Consider the following 15,848-nt stretch of genomic DNA (forward strand, 5'->3'; position numbering starts at 1 on the left):
TGTGGGATGGCATGGAAAAGGGGTTTTAATTCTGAGCCTTGAGGCACCCAGCGGCGCGGTGGCGCGAGAGGTTTGTTATCTAAGTCTCGCCTCCGGGGGACGGATCCGCAAAGCGCACCAGTCCCCCGGAGGCGAGACTGATCCTCACCGAAGATCGTATTTTATGGCGATCGACAGCCTGGCCTGATGAATCCAGTGGCCATGACGTCAGGACAGCGGCGTGGCAAAGCGCGCGCCGCCGCCGTGGGTCATCAGGCGCCAAACGCTCCGTCGATGGTGTGCATGGCGCCTGTGACAAACGACGCCTCCGGACCGGCCAGCCAGGCTACCATGCCCGCCACCTCTTCCGGTCGGCCATGGCGCTTAATGGCCATAAAGCTGTGCATCAGCTCTTTCATCGGGCCGTTCTCCGGGTTGGCATCGGTATCAATTGGGCCGGGCTGGACGACGTTGACCGTGATGCCGCGCGGGCCAAAATCCCGTGCCAGACCGCGCGCCAGCCCCTGCAGGGCTGACTTGCTGAGCGCATAGGCCGCCATTCCCGGCACCGGCATGCGATCGCCATGATCGCCATTGACCGAACCGATGACAATAATGCGCCCGCCTTCCGGCATCCGGCGCGCTGCTTCCACGGAGGCATGGTAGGGGGCATGAATATTGATGCGGAACAGGCGATCGATGGCATCGCTGTCCTGCTCCAGGGCATCGCCAAAAATGGCGATCCCGGCATTGACCACTAACACGTCCAGCGGGCCGCTGTCTCGGACCAGGCTTATCACCGCATCGCGATCGGCGCTGTCCGCCTGCACCGCCGTGCTGCCGGTCTCCGCCGCCAGCCGCTCGGCCGCCTCCGGCGAACCGGAATAGCTGAACCTGACCGACGCGCCGTCGGCGACAAAGCGCCTGACGATCGCCGCGCCAATTCCCCGACTTCCACCTAAAACCAGCACTGATTTGTTGTGAAACGCTGTCATATCCCGCACCTCATGATATTGTAGTGATGATTACAATATGCTGCGGCAAAACAGGCTGTCAAGGATTAATATAGTGACCACTACAAAACAAGGGCGTACCCCGGGGCGCCCCCGTCAGTTCAATGCGGAACAGGCTATTGAAACGGCTCAGCGCCTCTTTCACGCGCGAGGCTACGACGCGGTGAGCGTGGCCGATCTGACCCAGGCTTTCGGCATCAACCCCCCAAGCTTTTATGCCGCTTTCGGCAGCAAGCTCGGCCTGTATACCCGCGTCCTGCAGCGCTACAGCCAGACCGGGGCCATCCCCATAGAGACGCTGTTGCAGGACGACCAGCCGGTGGCGGCGTCGCTCATCGCCGTGCTGCAGGAGGCGGCTCGACGATATGTAGCCGATCCGGCCGCCGCCGGCTGCCTGGTGCTGGAGGGGGGACATTGTCAGGATGCCGACGCTCGGGTGGCGGCAGGCGAATGGCATGCTGCGGCGAGGGCCAAAATCCAGCAGTATATCGCCCGCCATCACCCGCAGGATGCGCTGCGGGTGACTGACTATATGGATACGCTGATGCTTGGTCTGTCGGCGAAAGCGCGGGAGGGGGATAGCCTCCCGCGTCTTCTGGAGACCGTGCGGCTGGCAGGCGTGGCGCTGGAGCGTATCCTGCCGGCCTGAGTGGTCAGATAGTCTGTCCGCCCGAGACTTCGATCCGCTGGGCGGTTACCCAGCGGTTATCGTCACGCAGCAGGCTGGCGATCATCGGCCCAATATCCTCGGGAACGCCCACCCGTCCCAGCGCCGTCATCGCGGCAAACTGCGCGTTAACACTCGCGTCGTCCCGCACCAGCCCGCCGCCAAAATCAGTGGCGATAGCCCCGGGGGCGATGGTATTGACGGTGATGCCGCGCCCGCCCAGCTCGCGGGCCATGTACACGCTCAGCATCTCCACGGCCGCTTTGGCCGCAGCGTAGGCGGAGAAGCCAGGATATGAGACGCGAGTCAGTCCGGAAGAGAAGTTAACGATCCGTCCACCGTCAGCCAGCAGCGGCAGCAGGGTTTGAACGAGGAAAAACACCCCCTTGACGTGGACGTTAAACAGCCCGTCGAACTGCGCCTCGCGCGTTTCGGCCAGCGGGGCAAATTCGCCGTGTCCCGCGTTATTGATCAGATGATCGAAGGTGTTCCGTCCCCAGACGCTGGCCAGCGCAGCGCTCAGGCTGTCGGCGAAGGCCGGAAAGCGGGTGGTCTGCGCCATATCCAGCGGCAGGGCGATGGCCTTGCGGCCGCGAGCGTGAATGTCGGCCACCACCGCTTCCGCCTGTTCAATATTGCCGCGGTAGGTGACGATGACGTCCCCGCCCTGGCGGGCGATATCCAGTGCGGTCTGACGGCCAAGGCCGCGGTTGGCGCCGGTGATAAGTGCAATCTTAGTCATGTTCGATCCTCTCTGGTATGTGGAGTCCTTACAATAGGGGGGGGCCTACCAGACCGGGTTGCCCAATCCTTGTTATTTTTTGCCCATTCCTCTCCATACACTCCCCTCTGGCGGGAAATAGCGCATACTCAGGCTTTAAAATTTGCCTGAAAGGATCTTATGCGCGACGAACTCTTCGCTCTCTGCCGCCGGTATGCCGATGCTCATGTCGATAGCAGCGGGGTGGCGGTCACCCCGGTTTCCGGCCTCACCCTGGTGCGGGCCCTGCACCCCGGCGATCTGCAGGCGGCCATCGCCAGGCCGTTAGTGGCTATGCTGCTGCAGGGGCGCAAAAGCGTGACCACCGGCCTGGCAAGCTTTGACTACGGTCCGGGGGAGGCGATGGTGATCGCCGCGGATGTTCCCACCACCAGCCAGATCACCGAGGCCAGTCAGCGCTTTCCCTATTACGCGCTGGTGCTGGAGCTGGACCTGGCTATCCTGCGCGAGCTGCAGGAGGCCGGGCCATCTGGTCCGGATGAGGCGCCCCGCGTCGGTATCGAACCGATGAATGCTGACGTGACGGACGCCGCTTATCGGCTGGCAAGGCTGTTTGATCAACCGGGGGCGCTGGCGGTGTTAGGCGAAGGGCTGCGGCGGGAGCTACATTACTGGCTGTTGCAGAGCGTTCACGGGCCAGCCATCCGGGCACTGGGCGCTGTAGACAGCCATTCGGCGCGGATCCGCCGGGCGGTGGCGATGCTGCGCCGGGATTTTATGCAGCCAGTCAGCGTCGACGCGCTGGCCGACGCCGCCGGGATGAGCGTCTCTGTCTTTCACCGTCATTTCCGCGCCATGACCACCTTGTCGCCCCTTCAGTTTCAGAAGCAGTTGCGCCTGATCCACGCCCGCCGCCTGATGCTGGCGGAAGGGATGAGCATTGCCCAGGCGGCCGGCGAGGTGGGCTATATCAGCGTGTCCCAGTTCACCCGGGAATATGCTCGCCTGTACGGTGCGCCGCCGGGCCGCGATCGCCGACGGGAAAAAATGAGCGCCTGACCTGGCGCGCGGGATGGCGGCGGCTCCTCCCTGAGCCGGGTAGCGGTGGTTCAGTTGTCGAGTGTCGCCGTAATATGCACTTTGTTGCCCATTCGCGCCTCAATGATCCGATAGGCGGTTGCGCCCTCGCGGGCGGCCTGCTGGCGAATTTTGCTCTCCGCGTTGTCCAGGGTATCGCCGGTGGCGGTGATGGTTCTGGCGTTGACCGCCAGCGGCAGCAGACAACTCAATACGATCAGTGGAAGCAACTTGTTCATCGTCATTCTGTCCTGTGAGAGAAAATCAGCGCGCGGCCTGCAGCCAGCCGGCAATGTCCTGGGTCGGTAGCGCGTGGCGGGCATTCCAGGTGTCGCCCATCGGCCACCACACGCCATCCCCCCGGGCGAAGGCAGCGCGATAGCGCAGCATGGCGTTATCCGGGTCCGTCCGCAGCTGGTCCAGCAGGGTGGGCAGGGTGTGAACGGCTTTGCTGAACGTCTGCTGCGTCACGCGTTCCACAGTTTCCGCCAGCTGGCGGTAAGAGGTCGTTTCGCCGGCAACAAACACCACCTCGTTGACGATCCGCGGCTGATGCAGATAAATCGCGGTGGTCAGGCGGCCGATATCCGCCGGCGAGGTGACGGTCACCTGGGTGTCCCAGCCGCCAAGGGCGTGAAGGGTTCGGGTGGATAAATTCACCACATCGAAGTCTGGCTCGAAGAGAAAGCTGGTAAACATGCCGGTGGAGACAATGACCCACTCCGTGGCCTGCTGCGCGCGCAGCAGGGTCCGGACATCATACTGCTCGTCCCACACCGGCTGGCCGCTGCCTTTGCCGACCACATCGTAATTGACGCCAAACTGCCAGGGAAAATAGCGGGGCACTCCGGCGGCCAGCACCGCGCGGGTAATTTTTAGCTGCGTCCCCGGACCGGCGACAAACCCCATGCAGTTAATCACGGTGGTGAATCCGCTAAACTGACCAGCCAGCGTCTCCATGTCGCTACCGGCAATGTCGACGGCGAGAAAGGTGGCCCCGGCGTCGGCCAGCGCCCGGTGGTTTGCCGACCGCAGCTGGCCGGCTTCATCCCAGGCCGCCGGCGAGACGATAACCGAGACCGCGCCATGGCGCTGGATCACCGCAGGTACCAGCGCATCCAGTACGGCGGCGCCCAGTTGTCCCGCTCCCAGCACCAATGCCTTTTCCTCGTGGTTAAGATTATCAGATTTCATTTTAACTCCTTACTCAGTTAAGCCTTGTATTGACTGGATACAGGCTCAGTGTAGGGGGGTGGGCATCATTAGATAAGAACAGGATTTCGGGTTAGACTGTTCGTCTTAATGGGATAATAACCGCCAGTGGAGAACGAAATGGACAGACTGGATGCCATGCAGTTGTATGTTGCGGTTGTGGATGCCCACAGCTTCGCCCGGGCGGCGGAGGTGCTGGGGCAGCCGCGCTCAACGGTGTCGCGGGTAGTGAAGGAGCTGGAAGCCTGGCTGGGGGCGCAGCTTCTTCAGCGCACCACCCGCAAGCTCAGCGTGACGGCCGAGGGACGCCGGTATTACGCGGAGTGTAAACGGCTGCTGGCCGAGATGGCGGCGATGGAAGCCTCCTTTCCCGGCCGCTCGGCCCAGCCCGCCGGGCGGTTCAAGGTGGGGATGCCGCAATCTCTTGCCCGGCACTGCGTATTGCCAAGGATCGGCGAGTTTCTGCAGCAGTATCCTGACCTGGAGTTGATCCTCTGCTCAAGCGACAACGTGGAAGATATTATCCAGGAGGGATTCGACTGCGTGATCCGTAGCGGACAAATCGAAGATTCCACCACCCTGGTGGCGCGTCCTCTGGCCCGCTACCGCTGGATGGTCCTCGCCTCGCCGGCCTGGCTCGCGGCCCACGGCCGGCCGCAGAGCATCGACGAACTGCACCAGCACCGGGCGGTGGGCTACCTGAACCACCGTACCGGGCGGACCATCGACTGGCTTTTCTCCCTCGATGACGGCGATTGCGCGATCCGCATGCAGGAGACGCTGGTGGTCGACGATACCGATGCCTATATCCAGGCCGGCGTTCAGGGGCTGGGCCTGATCCGCATCGCCAGCTATCTGGCGCAACCTTATCTGCAGAGCGGCGCGCTGGTCGCCTGTCTGGAGCAGGCCGCTTCTGATCTTCCCCTGTCGCTGGTCTATCCGCAAAACCGCTATCTGCCGCCGGCGGTACGCGCGTTTTATGACTGGGGCAGACGCGTTCTGCAACCCCCGCTCAGCGAGGCCTGATGTCGGTGGCATTCGCTCCCGCTATGGTCCGCGCATGGCCTGTTTTATCCTCGCTATCAGCCAGTTCAGCGCCGGATCCTGCGCCCGGCGTTTGTGACGCAGTATACACAGGGTAAATTCCGGGTAGGCCACCGGCGGGGCGTCCCCGCGCAGGGCATACTGCTCCTGCCAGCGCTGCGCCAGCCCCTGGGGGACGGTGGCGAAGAGCGGCAGGGTGGTCAGCAGCAGGGGAAAGGTGGAGAAATTCTGCGTAGCAAAGCGCACGCGCCGCGCGAGTCCCTGACTGGCGAGCTGGCGGTCTATTTCCCCGTGGCCGGTTTCGCGATAGGCCACCATCACATGTTCCCAGGCGACAAAGTCGCTCACCGACAACGGCCCGCGGCAGGGGATCTGCTGTGGCGACCAGAGAGTGGTCACCCCCATGCTCATCACCGGTTCACTGACGATCTCCCCGCGGCTCTGTTTGTTGAGGGATAGCGCGACATCAATGCGATCCTCCTCCAACAGCTGGCGTACCTGGAAGGGGTCGGCGGCTAGTGTCTGGAGCGACACCCCGGGCGCCTCCTGCATCAGTCCGGGTAACAGCTGGGGCATCAGCCAGTGTTCGCTCCAGTCGCTGAGGCCGACGCGGAAAAGCTGCTGGGCGCTGGCGGGGGAAAACTCCCCGGCGCCAAACATTGCCGAATGCAGGTGTTCCATCAGCGGCTGCAGCTCGGTCATCAGCGCTTGCGCCCGCGGCGTCGGCAGCATGCCTCTGGCGCTGCGCACGAACAGTGGATCGTCAAACATCTCGCGCAGCCGTTTCAGTGCCCCGCTGATGGCCGGCTGGCCAAGATGCAGCGCCTCTGCGGTGCGGGTGACGCTGGCTTCGCGGTACAGCACCATCAAGACCGTCAACAGATTCAGATCGATACGACTAAAATCATTTTCAATGATTTTCTTCATTATAATAATCAATTTGAATGTGGGTTATCCCGGCAGCATAGTGAATATCACCCCGATAAATCAACCAGCGCAATGCGCGCGGAGGGAGTGATGCAAGCTTACCAGACAGGCGACAGCCTGATATTCAAAGTTCCGGAGCGCGAGATTAGCCTGCAGCCGGCGGCGCTCTATCCCGCAGCGTTCCCTGCGACGGAGGCGGACGCCGATAATCAGCCAATCGCGCTGTCGATCCACAGCTGGGTGGTACAGACTCCCCACGATCTGATTGTTATCGATACCGCCACCGGCAACGGTCGGGAGCGCGGCGGCAATCCGCTCTATCATCAACTTAACACGCCGTATCTGGAGAATCTCCGCGCCGCGGGAGTGAACCCGGAGGACGTGACCCTGGTGCTACTGACCCACCTGCATACCGACCATGTCGGATGGAATACCGTCTGGCAGGACGATCGCTGGGTGCCGCTGTTCCCCAACGCCCGCTACCTGTGCTCGGCAAAAGAGCTGACGCGGGTGAAAAACAGCGAACGCTACCGGGCGCTGTGGCTCGACAGCCTGCTGCCGGTGATCGAAGCCGGCCTGCTGGAAACCCTCGATGTGGCGGCCCGGCCGCGGGTCGGCGGGCGGATCGCCTTTGTGCCCACCCCCGGCCACAGTCCGGACCATGCCGCGCTGATCCTCGCCGCCGGAGATGATTACGCCTGTTTCTCCGGCGATCTTCTTCATTCCCCGCGCCAGTTTACCCATCCGCACTGGAACTCGGCGTTCTGCGGCGATCCCCGGCAGGCGGAACGCTCGCGACGGGAGATGATGGCATGGTGCGCAAGCCATCATGCCCAATGGTTCACCGGCCATTTCCCCGGATCCTCCTGCGGCTGGCTGGAGGAAGACAGGCCAGGGGAGAATCGCTGGCGAGACGCCGGACAACGATCTGCAGACGAGGGGGAACGGTGATGAATAATGGCCAGAGCGTATTGGTTTTTGGCGCCACCGGCCAGCAGGGCGGCTCGGTGGCGGGGGCGCTGCTGCACCGCGGCTGGCGGGTACGAGCGCTGGTCAGGGATCCTTTCTCCGCCGGGGCCGTCGCGCTGGCGGCGCGGGGAGCCGAGCTGGTCGTGGGCACCTTTGAAGACCGGGCGACAATGCGGGCGGCGATGGCCGGGGTCGACGGCGTCTTCAGCGTCCAGCCCAGTTCGCCGGGAGGGACGGTGACCGATGAGCAGGAGGTACGCTACGGGATAACCATCGCCGACCTCGCCGTCGAGTGCGGGGTGAAGCATCTGGTGTACAGCTCCGGCAGCGCGGCGGGGGAGACGCCCACCGGCGTAGCGCATTATGACACCAAAGCGGAAATTGAACGGCATATCCGCCGCCTGCCGCTGGCGGCGACCATCGTGCGTCCCGCCACCTTTATGGAGCTGTTGGTGATGCCCGGTTTTGGCCTTGATGAAGGTCATTTTCACTTTTTTATGCTGCCAGAGGGGAGGATGCAGGTGCTGGCGGTGGAGGATATCGGCCATCTAGTCGCGGCAGTTTTTGCCGCGCCAGCGCGGTTTGCCGGCAAGACGTTCGAGATCGCCAGCGACAGCGTGACAGGCCGTCAACTGGAGGCGTTATTCTCCGCGGCGGCGGGACGGCCGATCCCCTATTCGCGATTTTCCGATGAGGTGCTGGCCGCCAGCCCTTTTCTGCACAAGCTGACCGGGCTGGTGGACGACGGGCGGCTGGCCGGGCACGCCGACCTCGACGCCATGCGCCAGCTGCATCCGCAGCTGCACACCTTCGCCGGCTGGCTGGCGGGCCCCGGCCGTCCCGCCTTCGAGCGGGCGCTGACCAGCGGGGCCAGCTGGGCGTTTAATCGTTAAAGGCGATACCTCCTCTGCGCCGGCGTCTCGGTGTTTGGCCCGGCGTGACGACCTGCGCAGGGAGGGCCTACAGGTCGTTAAGACAACTCACGAGGAGTACGATTGTAAAATTTTAAGCGGTTTTCACGCACAACGATAGGTAAAAGCGAACATCCAGAATTTTCAGCCGCTTACAATGGAGGAAACACTCTGGGATCGCCTGAATAATGACAATTTACCGATGGGCTTCGGCCTGCCTGTTAAGCATGACCTGCGCCGCTACGGCGGCGGAATTTAAAACCATCGAGGCCGATCTGCTGGCCTCCAACCGGCTGTTCTGTATGACCGGCTATGATCATAAGCCGATCGGCGTGGCGTGGGAGAGCGTCAAATATAGCCGCTATCAACCGCAGTCGGATGGCGACCGTATTTTCAGCGACACCGTCTCCCGGCGCTTTCTGGAAGAGGAGAATAAGACCGCCTTTTACAATGGCGCCAAATATCGCGTACTGGGTAAACCCGCCAGCGCCTGCTATGACTATTCCGCCGCGCGTATTCAACGCATGGCGAGCTACCTGAAGGTGTAACGACTCTGCGAGGCGGGCGCTAAAACAGCGCCAGCCGGGCGAGACGGTCCAGCGCGTTGCTCAGCGCGTCGTCCCCAGCCGTCAGACTGATGCGGATAAACCCTTCGCCCCCTTCGCCAAAACCAGTGCCTGGCGCCACCAGAATATGCGCCTCCTGCAGCAGCAGGCGGGCAAACTCTTGTGAACGGTACCCGGGCGGCACGCTCAGCCAGAGGAAGAACGTGCCTTGTGCGGTACGAACCGGCCAGCGCAGCGCGGCCAGTCGACGCAGAACCCACTCCCGGCGCTGATGATACGCCTCCGTCAGCTGCGCAATCCGTTCTGCCGGCAAGCTGAGCGCGGCGATCGCCGCATCCTGAATCGCGCCAAACACCGTGCTGTAGCTGTGGGTGTGCAGCTTTTTAAATGCCCGAATAATCGAGGCGTTGCCGACCGCGAAGCCGAAGCGCCAGCCGGCCATATTAAAGGTCTTGGAGAAGGTGTAGGTTTCCACTCCCCACGCCTTCGCGCCGGGCTGAGAGAAAAGGCTCAGCGGCGCGTCACTGGCCGCGCTGCCGATGGCCGCATAGGCAAAATCGTGCAGGATCGGCACCTGGTGACGGTGGGCAAACTGCAGGGCGCTGGCGAACAGCGCCGGCGTGGCGAGGGCGCCGGTGGGGTTATGCGGATAGTTAAGCACCACCAGCCCGGCCTTGGCAGCCACCTCCCGGGGGAGGTCGTTAAAATCCGGCAGGAAATGGTTCTCAGCCCTGAGCGGCAGGCCATAAAACGTCGCCTGGGACTGCAGCGCCGCTGAGCGATAAATGGGATAGCAGGGATCGGTGGAGATGAGGTATTGCCCGGGACGGAGCAGCGCCCGCGGGATGCCGCCAATACCGATATGCGAGCCCTGAAATACCGCGACTTCGCTGTGCGGATCGAATTCCACATCATACTGGCGACGATAAAAATGGGCGATCGCTTCGCGGACCTGCGGCTTGCCCCAGAATGAGGGGTAGCCATGGTTTTCACGACGATGAATGGCGCTCTGCAGCGCGTCAATCACTTCCGGCGGGGTGGGTTGATCCGGACTGCCGCTGGAGAGGTCGATCAACGGCAGCATGTCGGTGTTGACCTCCGCGGCCAGGTTTTCCAGCAGGCTGAACAGATTCTCTTCTAGGGCGTCCACCAGCGGTGAAGCAGCAAAATCAGGCATAATTTTCCCGGTTTACGTCATCAATAATCTGCCATCTTTAAGGGATTTATGGCGCCTGGCTAAATAACAATATCTGCAAAGGATGATTATTTTTAGGATATGTCGGGATAGCAAAAGGTTATGAGGAATAAGCAAAAGGAAATCCGGCGTTCTGGCTTACAACCCTTTTGCGGCTGTGATTTAATCGCTCAATATCGCCAACCTTCCAGGAAAATACCTTATGAACAAGTCAGTTGCGCTCGGGATGACGCTCGCCCTGTTATCCGCTACCTCTTTTTACGCCACCGCAGATCAAATTATTCGTATCGGCTTCAATCCCGGGCCGTATAAAGAGCAATTTGAAAAAGGGGTCGCCCCCTATTTATTGAGTAAAGGGTATAAAATCGAATATAAAGATTTTAGCGACGGTATTCAGGTCAATGACGCGGTAGCCCGCGGCGATATCGAAGCGAATATTATGCAGCATCCGGTATACCTGAAAGCGATCAATGAGCGGCTGGGGACCGATAACGTGGGCATTGTGCAGGTACCCACACCGCCGATGGGCCTGTATGGCGGTAAACTGACCACCCTGGGCACCCCGGTAGCCGGCACGGTGGTGTCGGTGCCAAACCAGCCGTCGAACGAATATCGCGCGGTGCTGGTGCTGGAAAGTCTGGGCTGGGTGAAGATTAAACCGGACAGCGATCCCGCCACCTTTTCCCAGCGCAATATCGTTGCTAACCCCTATAAAATCGTGCTTAAGGAGATGGACAATGCCCAGCAGGTTCGCGCGCTGCCGGACGTCGACTATGGCCTGATTCAGGGCAATTTCGCCGTCTCCAGCGGCATGGCGCTCACCTCAGCATTAAAGCTGGAGGCCGCCACCAGCCATTTTATTAACGTCGTAACCGTTGCCGGTAAAAATCAGAAGGCGCAGTTTGCCAAAGATATTATCGACGGCTATCACTCTGCCGATTTCAAAAAATATATTCTCAGCCATCCGCAGTATGATGGTTACCTGCTGCCTGATTATTTAAAATGAATAACGCAATGATAGAATTTCGCCATGTCAGTAAAACCTTTTCCAGAAAAGGGCATCCGGTTCTGGCCCTGCAGGATATTAATCTCAGTATCGACCGGGGCGATATTTTCGGCATTATTGGCTACAGCGGCGCAGGAAAAAGCACCTTATTGCGGCTGATTAATCGGCTGGAAACGCCGGGCGAGGGCGAGGTGGTGTTGAATGGTGAGCCGCTACAGGACTGCAGCGGCCAGCGACTGCAGGCGATCAAAAAAGATATCGGCATGATCTTTCAGAATTTTAATCTGTTGAATTCGAAAACGGTATTTCATAACATCGCTATCCCGCTTATTTTGCAGGGCCGCGACAAGGCCTTTATCCAGGCGCGGGTTGCGGAGCTGCTGGCGTTTGTCGACCTGAGCGACAAAATGCACAGCTACCCTAATGAGCTGTCGGGAGGGCAAAAGCAGCGGGTCGGTATCGCCCGGGCGTTGGCCACCAACCCGTCGGTGCTGCTGTGTGATGAAGCCACCTCGGCGCTCGACCCCCACACCACGGTACAGATCTTACTGCTGCTGCAGGAGATTAATCGCCGCTATGGCATCACCATTGTGCTGATTACTCATGAAATGTCAGTGATCCAGAAAATCTGTCACAAGGTGGCGGTGATGCAGGCCGGGCGCATTGTTGAGCAGGGGACGGTGTTCGATCTCTTTGCCCAGCCGCAGCATCCGGTCACCGCCAGTTTCGTGCAGTCGGTGGTGCACGATCGCCTGCCGCAGCGGGTGGCGTCGCTCCTGCAGCGCGATAACGGCGCCCGGGCTTTACGCCTCGAATTTATCGGCGCGACGGCCCGGCAGCCGATCATTAACCACCTGATCCGCGAGTATGCTGTCGAGGTGAATATCCTGTTTGCCAGCATGTCCGAAGTTCAGGGCCGGATACTGGGATTTATGATTGTGCAACTCCTCGGCGAGCCTGACGAAACCGAACGCGCTATCACCCATCTGGCCGACGCAGGAGTGAAAATCACCCATGTTTGATCTGATTGATACCGCCATTACCGGCGAGCAGTTTCTGCTGGCGCTGCATGATACCCTGATTATGGTCGCCATCTCACTGGGCTTTGGCGCGCTGATCGGCGTCCCGCTGGGAATTGTGCTGGTGGTTTGCCGTCCCGGCGGCATCGTGGCCAACCCGGTGGTGCATCAGGCGCTGAATCCGCTGATTAACGTGCTGCGCTCGCTGCCGTTTATCATTTTGCTGATTGTGATCCTGCCCTTCACCAGGCTGCTGGTGGGCACGACTATCGGCACCGCGGGGGCCATCGTGCCGCTGATCGTTTTTGTCGCCCCCTATATTGCCCGGCTGGTGGAGAGCTCGCTGCTGGAGGTGGATGAGGGGATCCTTGAGGCCGCAGACGCCATGGGCGCTACCCCTCTGCAGACCGTCTGGCACTTTATGCTGCCGGAGGCGGCGGCGTCGCTGATTCTGGCCCTTACCACCGCGACCATCGGTCTGCTTGGCGCGACCGCCATGGCGGGAACGGTGGGCGGCGGCGGGATCGGCGATCTGGCGATCACCTACGGCTATCAGCGCTTCGACGCCTTTGCCACCCTCACCACCGCCCTGGTGCTGATTGTTATTGTCCAGCTTATTCAGACGCTGGGTACCCGCCTGGCTCGCCGGCTGCGTCGCGAATAACCGCTAATCCGCGCCGGGGTTGCCCCGGCTAGCGTGCGCAGACCGCGGCGAAGGCGCTGGCTACCCGCGCAATATTGCCGCGGTTGAGCCCGGCCACACAGACCCGACCGCTGGCGATCAGATAGATGCCGTGCTCTTCGCGCAGAATGTCTACCTGATCGGCGCTAAAGCCGGTGTAACTGAACATGCCGCGCTGGGTCAGCAGATAGGAAAAATCCTCCGCCGGCAGGGCTGTCTGCAGGGATTTCACCAGCGCGACGCGCATGGCGCTGATGCGGGTGCGCATGGCCTCCACTTCTTCCTGCCACAGGGCATTCAGCTCGGGATCGTTGAGCACCTGCGACACCACCTGGGCGCCAAACCCCGGCGGGCTGGAGTAGTTGCGGCGCACGGTGGCTTTCAACTGGCCCAGCACGCGCCCGGCGGCATCGGCATTGTCACAGACCACAGACAGGCCGCCGACACGCTCGCCGTACAGCGAAAAAATCTTCGAGAACGAGTTGCTGACCAGCGCCGTCAGCCCGGCGCTGGCGATGGCGCGGATGGCATAGGCATCTTCATCCAGCCCACGGCCAAAGCCCTGGTAGGCAATATCGAGGAACGGGATCAGCTCCCGGGCGATCAACACCTCAATCACCCGATCCCACTGCTCGGGGGTGAGATCGGCCCCCGTCGGATTATGGCAGCAAGGATGGAGCAGCACGATGCTGCGCGGCGGGAGCTGCTGGAGGGCGGCAAGCATGGCGGGGAAATTGACCCCGCGAGTGGCGCTGTCGAACCAGGGATAGGTATGCACCTCGAAGCCCGCCCCGGCAAAGATGGCCACATGGTTCTCCCAGGTCGGATCGCTGACCCAGACCGCGGAGTCGGGGAAGTAGCGCTTGAGAAAATCCGCGCCCACCTTCAGCGCGCCGGAGCCGCCCAGCGTCTGGATGGTGGCGATGCGTCCGGCACGCAACGCCGGATGATGTTCGCCAAACAGCAGCGTCTGGACCGCGCGGCGATAGGGCGCCAGTCCCTCCATCGGCAGATAGAGGCTGGCCTTTTGCAACTGGCTCTGCAGCCGGTCAGCGGCCTGGCGGACCGCCTCCAGCTGAGGAATGATGGCCTGCTCGTTATAGTACAGCCCGATGCTGAGGTTAACTTTGTCTGCCCGGGGATCCTGTTGAAAGGCTTCCATCAGCGACAGGATAGGATCGCCCGCGTAGGCGTCGACGTTCTGGAACACAGTGGTTACTCCTGAAATGACCGTTAAAGGTGAATCCATTACACCGCATAGCGTCCGGGGCGGTGGTTCATGGCGATAATCGAATTCAAAATCACGGCGCCGAGGACAGAGACCAGCAGCATCGGCAGGCTAACCACCCACAGCGAGGCGGTGACGATGCAGGCGTCCACCACCATCTGGAATTTACCGGCGCGGATGCCGCTTTTATCCTGCAGATAGAGGGCCAGAATATTGACGCCGCCGAGGCTCGCTTTATGGCGGAACAGCACCACAAAGCCGATACCGACCATGATGTTGCCGAAGAGGGTGGCGTAATAGGGGTTCAGGCGATCGACATGGATAAAGTAGCCGTGCAGGTCGGAGAACAGCGACACCAGTCCGACCGCGCAGAAGGTTTTCAGCGTGAAGGCGGCGCCCATCCGCCGGACGGAGAGCCAGTAGAAGGGCAGATTAATGGCGAAGAAAACCACGCCGAACGGCAGGTGGGTGGCGTAGTGGATCAGAAAGGCCATGCCTGCCGTCCCGCCGGTCAGGGCACCGGCCTGACGAAACAGGATAATACCAAAGGAGATCATTAGCGTGCCGAACAGCAGCGCCAGGGCATCCTCCAGCCAGGTGTGAGTCAGTTTTTCAGGGGAAAGGACGTTATCCATAAATAAGCACTATCTTTTCGTTAACAAGGATAAGCTCTTGTTTGCAAAAATCGCACCAGCGGAGAGTGCCCGGGCGATCGTTTGTGGAAAAAATAGCCGTGGTTTAGCCTAACCTGTTGTTCTGACAGGAAGAGAAAATTGCACGGGTCGTGCGTTTTATGGTTTCCTAATGCGTGAATTGTGCGAATTTGCCGCTTGTTGCGCATTGTCTGGCCCCGCGTCTGCACCAGCGCAGGGCACTGTGCCCCGGTTCAGCGCAGCGGGGTCGTGCCCGGCATCAGCTGGCCGTTCTCTTTCAGGCGGTTGAGCACAACGGCAGTTTTCAGATGGGCCACCCCTTTGTTTTGCGCCAGAATATGGCTGATCAAATGGCTCAGACCGGGCAGGTCCGGGACCGTTACCCGCAGCAGATAATCGGCGTCGCCGGTGGTTTTCCAGGCGTCCAGAATGGCGTCCACTTCACTGAGCATCTGATGAAAGCTCTCCACGCATTGCGGGGTGTGATTCAGCAGGCGTACCTCAATCAGGCCAAGCATCTCCTGCCCGGCGGCATCCGGCGCCAGACGTGCATGATAGCCGAGGATAAGCTGCGCCTGTTCAAGGGCGATACGGCGGCGCGAACACTGGGAAGCGGACAAGCCGATAAGCTCGCTAAGCTCCTGATTGGTCAAACGGCCATTGGCCTGCAGCAGGGTAAGAATTTTCAGATCATAGTCGTCGATGTTGTACATAGTGGCCACTAGCGGAACGTAAAAGTGGCTAACAGCCTAACAGTTTTTTGCCTGGCGTGAAGCCTGGGCGGACGGCGGCAAAGCGGATGCACCAAAACGGGTCAGGTTCATGCATTAAGTCGCTCTTTTTCTCATGATCTGTGCGTAATCTGGCCATTTTTCGCGTGTGATGCGCCAGGTCAGCGCCGCGATGAGCAGCTACCGGAACTGATGCGAAAACAATAATTCAATATAATTCAATGAATTACTTTTTGTCTGCCGCTGCG

At 60.8% G+C, this 15,848-nt stretch carries 18 protein-coding genes; 9 read left to right on the forward strand and 9 right to left on the reverse strand.

The annotated features are described in order from the left end of the window. Positions 1-251: 251 nt before the first annotated feature. Positions 252-974: an SDR family oxidoreductase gene (gene bdcA, locus CE636_RS26780; protein WP_017898768.1), complete on the reverse strand. Its 723-nt coding sequence runs from the start codon at positions 972-974 to the stop codon at positions 252-254. A gap of 73 nt (positions 975-1,047) precedes the next feature. On the opposite strand from bdcA, the gene CE636_RS26785 reads away from it, so the two are divergent. Continuing rightward, positions 1,048-1,641 (forward strand): TetR/AcrR family transcriptional regulator, encoded by a 594-nt coding sequence (locus tag CE636_RS26785; protein ID WP_004203957.1) that lies wholly within the window; start codon positions 1,048-1,050, stop codon positions 1,639-1,641. A gap of 4 nt (positions 1,642-1,645) precedes the next feature. On the opposite strand, the gene CE636_RS26790 is transcribed toward CE636_RS26785, so the two are convergent. After that, the gene (locus CE636_RS26790) at positions 1,646-2,401 is read right to left on the reverse strand and encodes an SDR family NAD(P)-dependent oxidoreductase (RefSeq protein ID WP_017898767.1); all 756 of its coding nucleotides are present in this window, start codon (positions 2,399-2,401) and stop codon (positions 1,646-1,648) included. Between the two features lie 159 nt (positions 2,402-2,560). On the opposite strand from CE636_RS26790, the gene CE636_RS26795 reads away from it, so the two are divergent. After that, positions 2,561-3,439 carry an AraC family transcriptional regulator gene (locus tag CE636_RS26795; RefSeq protein ID WP_017898766.1) on the forward strand — a complete coding sequence of 293 codons (879 nt, stop codon included), beginning with the start codon at positions 2,561-2,563 and terminating at the stop codon, positions 3,437-3,439. A gap of 50 nt (positions 3,440-3,489) precedes the next feature. Here the strand turns inward: CE636_RS26795 and CE636_RS26800 are convergent, their stop codons facing one another. Further along, on the reverse strand, positions 3,490-3,696 hold the full coding sequence (locus CE636_RS26800; protein ID WP_017898765.1) for a DUF1471 domain-containing protein: 207 nt from the start codon (positions 3,694-3,696) through the stop codon (positions 3,490-3,492). Positions 3,697-3,721: 25 nt separating this feature from the next. Continuing rightward, on the reverse strand, positions 3,722-4,651 hold the full coding sequence (locus tag CE636_RS26805) for an aromatic alcohol reductase (RefSeq protein WP_017898764.1): 930 nt from the start codon (positions 4,649-4,651) through the stop codon (positions 3,722-3,724). Between the two features lie 138 nt (positions 4,652-4,789). Between CE636_RS26805 and CE636_RS26810 the strand changes: the two genes are divergently transcribed. Beyond that, positions 4,790-5,695: a LysR family transcriptional regulator gene (locus CE636_RS26810; protein ID WP_017898763.1), complete on the forward strand. Its 906-nt coding sequence runs from the start codon at positions 4,790-4,792 to the stop codon at positions 5,693-5,695. Positions 5,696-5,716: 21 nt separating this feature from the next. Here CE636_RS26810 and CE636_RS26815 read toward each other — a convergent pair whose 3' ends face one another. After that, on the reverse strand, positions 5,717-6,640 hold the full coding sequence (locus CE636_RS26815; protein WP_017898762.1) for a LysR family transcriptional regulator: 924 nt from the start codon (positions 6,638-6,640) through the stop codon (positions 5,717-5,719). 87 nt (positions 6,641-6,727) lie between these two features. Between CE636_RS26815 and CE636_RS26820 the strand changes: the two genes are divergently transcribed. The 3 genes from CE636_RS26820 (at position 6,728) to CE636_RS26830 (ending at position 9,068) form a co-directional block, all read left to right on the forward strand. Then, complete coding sequence (locus tag CE636_RS26820) at positions 6,728-7,591, forward strand: MBL fold metallo-hydrolase (RefSeq protein WP_164852377.1); 864 nt, start codon at positions 6,728-6,730, stop codon at positions 7,589-7,591. Then, positions 7,591-8,502, forward strand: a complete 912-nt coding sequence (locus CE636_RS26825) for an NmrA/HSCARG family protein (RefSeq protein WP_017898760.1) — start codon at positions 7,591-7,593, stop codon at positions 8,500-8,502. Before CE636_RS26820 ends, CE636_RS26825 begins: the two co-directional genes overlap by 1 nt. Before the next feature lie 206 nt (positions 8,503-8,708). Beyond that, on the forward strand, positions 8,709-9,068 hold the full coding sequence (locus CE636_RS26830; RefSeq protein ID WP_017898759.1) for a hypothetical protein: 360 nt from the start codon (positions 8,709-8,711) through the stop codon (positions 9,066-9,068). A 19-nt stretch (positions 9,069-9,087) separates the two neighbouring features. Here CE636_RS26830 and CE636_RS26835 read toward each other — a convergent pair whose 3' ends face one another. Further along, complete coding sequence (locus CE636_RS26835) at positions 9,088-10,263, reverse strand: aminotransferase class I/II-fold pyridoxal phosphate-dependent enzyme (protein WP_017898758.1); 1,176 nt, start codon at positions 10,261-10,263, stop codon at positions 9,088-9,090. A gap of 220 nt (positions 10,264-10,483) precedes the next feature. Between CE636_RS26835 and CE636_RS26840 the strand changes: the two genes are divergently transcribed. From CE636_RS26840 to CE636_RS26850, 3 genes are read left to right on the forward strand one after another with little or no spacing between them, the layout of a single operon-like run. Beyond that, complete coding sequence (locus tag CE636_RS26840) at positions 10,484-11,287, forward strand: MetQ/NlpA family ABC transporter substrate-binding protein (RefSeq protein ID WP_017898757.1); 804 nt, start codon at positions 10,484-10,486, stop codon at positions 11,285-11,287. Between the two features lie 8 nt (positions 11,288-11,295). Beyond that, positions 11,296-12,309 carry a methionine ABC transporter ATP-binding protein gene (locus tag CE636_RS26845; RefSeq protein ID WP_004203973.1) on the forward strand — a complete coding sequence of 338 codons (1,014 nt, stop codon included), beginning with the start codon at positions 11,296-11,298 and terminating at the stop codon, positions 12,307-12,309. Further along, positions 12,302-12,970 (forward strand): methionine ABC transporter permease, encoded by a 669-nt coding sequence (locus tag CE636_RS26850; protein WP_004203975.1) that lies wholly within the window; start codon positions 12,302-12,304, stop codon positions 12,968-12,970. Before CE636_RS26845 ends, CE636_RS26850 begins: the two co-directional genes overlap by 8 nt. 28 nt (positions 12,971-12,998) lie before the next feature. On the opposite strand, the gene CE636_RS26855 is transcribed toward CE636_RS26850, so the two are convergent. From CE636_RS26855 to CE636_RS26865, 3 genes are all read right to left on the reverse strand, one after another. Continuing rightward, complete coding sequence (locus CE636_RS26855; protein WP_017898755.1) at positions 12,999-14,198, reverse strand: amino acid aminotransferase; 1,200 nt, start codon at positions 14,196-14,198, stop codon at positions 12,999-13,001. 38 nt (positions 14,199-14,236) lie between these two features. Beyond that, a complete protein-coding gene (locus CE636_RS26860) occupies positions 14,237-14,851 on the reverse strand; it encodes a YitT family protein (RefSeq protein ID WP_004176405.1) in 615 nt (204 codons plus the stop codon). Between the two features lie 251 nt (positions 14,852-15,102). Further along, complete coding sequence (locus CE636_RS26865; protein WP_002902405.1) at positions 15,103-15,582, reverse strand: Lrp/AsnC family transcriptional regulator; 480 nt, start codon at positions 15,580-15,582, stop codon at positions 15,103-15,105. Positions 15,583-15,848 lie beyond the last annotated feature (266 nt).

Source organism: Klebsiella sp. LY, assembly GCF_004010915.1.
Taxonomy (GTDB): Bacteria; Pseudomonadota; Gammaproteobacteria; order Enterobacterales; family Enterobacteriaceae; genus Klebsiella; species Klebsiella quasipneumoniae.

Bases quoted from the DNA above. Each gene is read 5' to 3' on its own strand.
- CE636_RS26860 (WP_004176405.1), bottom strand. From the start codon at position 14,851: ATGGATAACGTCCTTTCCCCTGAAAAACTGACTCACACCTGGCTGGAG.
- CE636_RS26845 (WP_004203973.1), top strand. From the start codon at position 11,296: ATGATAGAATTTCGCCATGTCAGTAAAACCTTTTCCAGAAAAGGGCAT.
- CE636_RS26840 (WP_017898757.1), top strand. From the start codon at position 10,484: ATGAACAAGTCAGTTGCGCTCGGGATGACGCTCGCCCTGTTATCCGCT.
- CE636_RS26795 (WP_017898766.1), top strand. From the start codon at position 2,561: ATGCGCGACGAACTCTTCGCTCTCTGCCGCCGGTATGCCGATGCTCAT.
- CE636_RS26790 (WP_017898767.1), bottom strand. From the start codon at position 2,401: ATGACTAAGATTGCACTTATCACCGGCGCCAACCGCGGCCTTGGCCGT.
- CE636_RS26805 (WP_017898764.1), bottom strand. From the start codon at position 4,651: ATGAAATCTGATAATCTTAACCACGAGGAAAAGGCATTGGTGCTGGGA.
- CE636_RS26865 (WP_002902405.1), bottom strand. From the start codon at position 15,582: ATGTACAACATCGACGACTATGATCTGAAAATTCTTACCCTGCTGCAG.
- CE636_RS26800 (WP_017898765.1), bottom strand. From the start codon at position 3,696: ATGAACAAGTTGCTTCCACTGATCGTATTGAGTTGTCTGCTGCCGCTG.
- CE636_RS26825 (WP_017898760.1), top strand. From the start codon at position 7,591: ATGAATAATGGCCAGAGCGTATTGGTTTTTGGCGCCACCGGCCAGCAG.
- bdcA (WP_017898768.1), bottom strand. From the start codon at position 974: ATGACAGCGTTTCACAACAAATCAGTGCTGGTTTTAGGTGGAAGTCGG.
- CE636_RS26810 (WP_017898763.1), top strand. From the start codon at position 4,790: ATGGACAGACTGGATGCCATGCAGTTGTATGTTGCGGTTGTGGATGCC.
- CE636_RS26815 (WP_017898762.1), bottom strand. From the start codon at position 6,640: ATGAAGAAAATCATTGAAAATGATTTTAGTCGTATCGATCTGAATCTG.
- CE636_RS26835 (WP_017898758.1), bottom strand. From the start codon at position 10,263: ATGCCTGATTTTGCTGCTTCACCGCTGGTGGACGCCCTAGAAGAGAAT.
- CE636_RS26830 (WP_017898759.1), top strand. From the start codon at position 8,709: ATGACAATTTACCGATGGGCTTCGGCCTGCCTGTTAAGCATGACCTGC.
- CE636_RS26850 (WP_004203975.1), top strand. From the start codon at position 12,302: ATGTTTGATCTGATTGATACCGCCATTACCGGCGAGCAGTTTCTGCTG.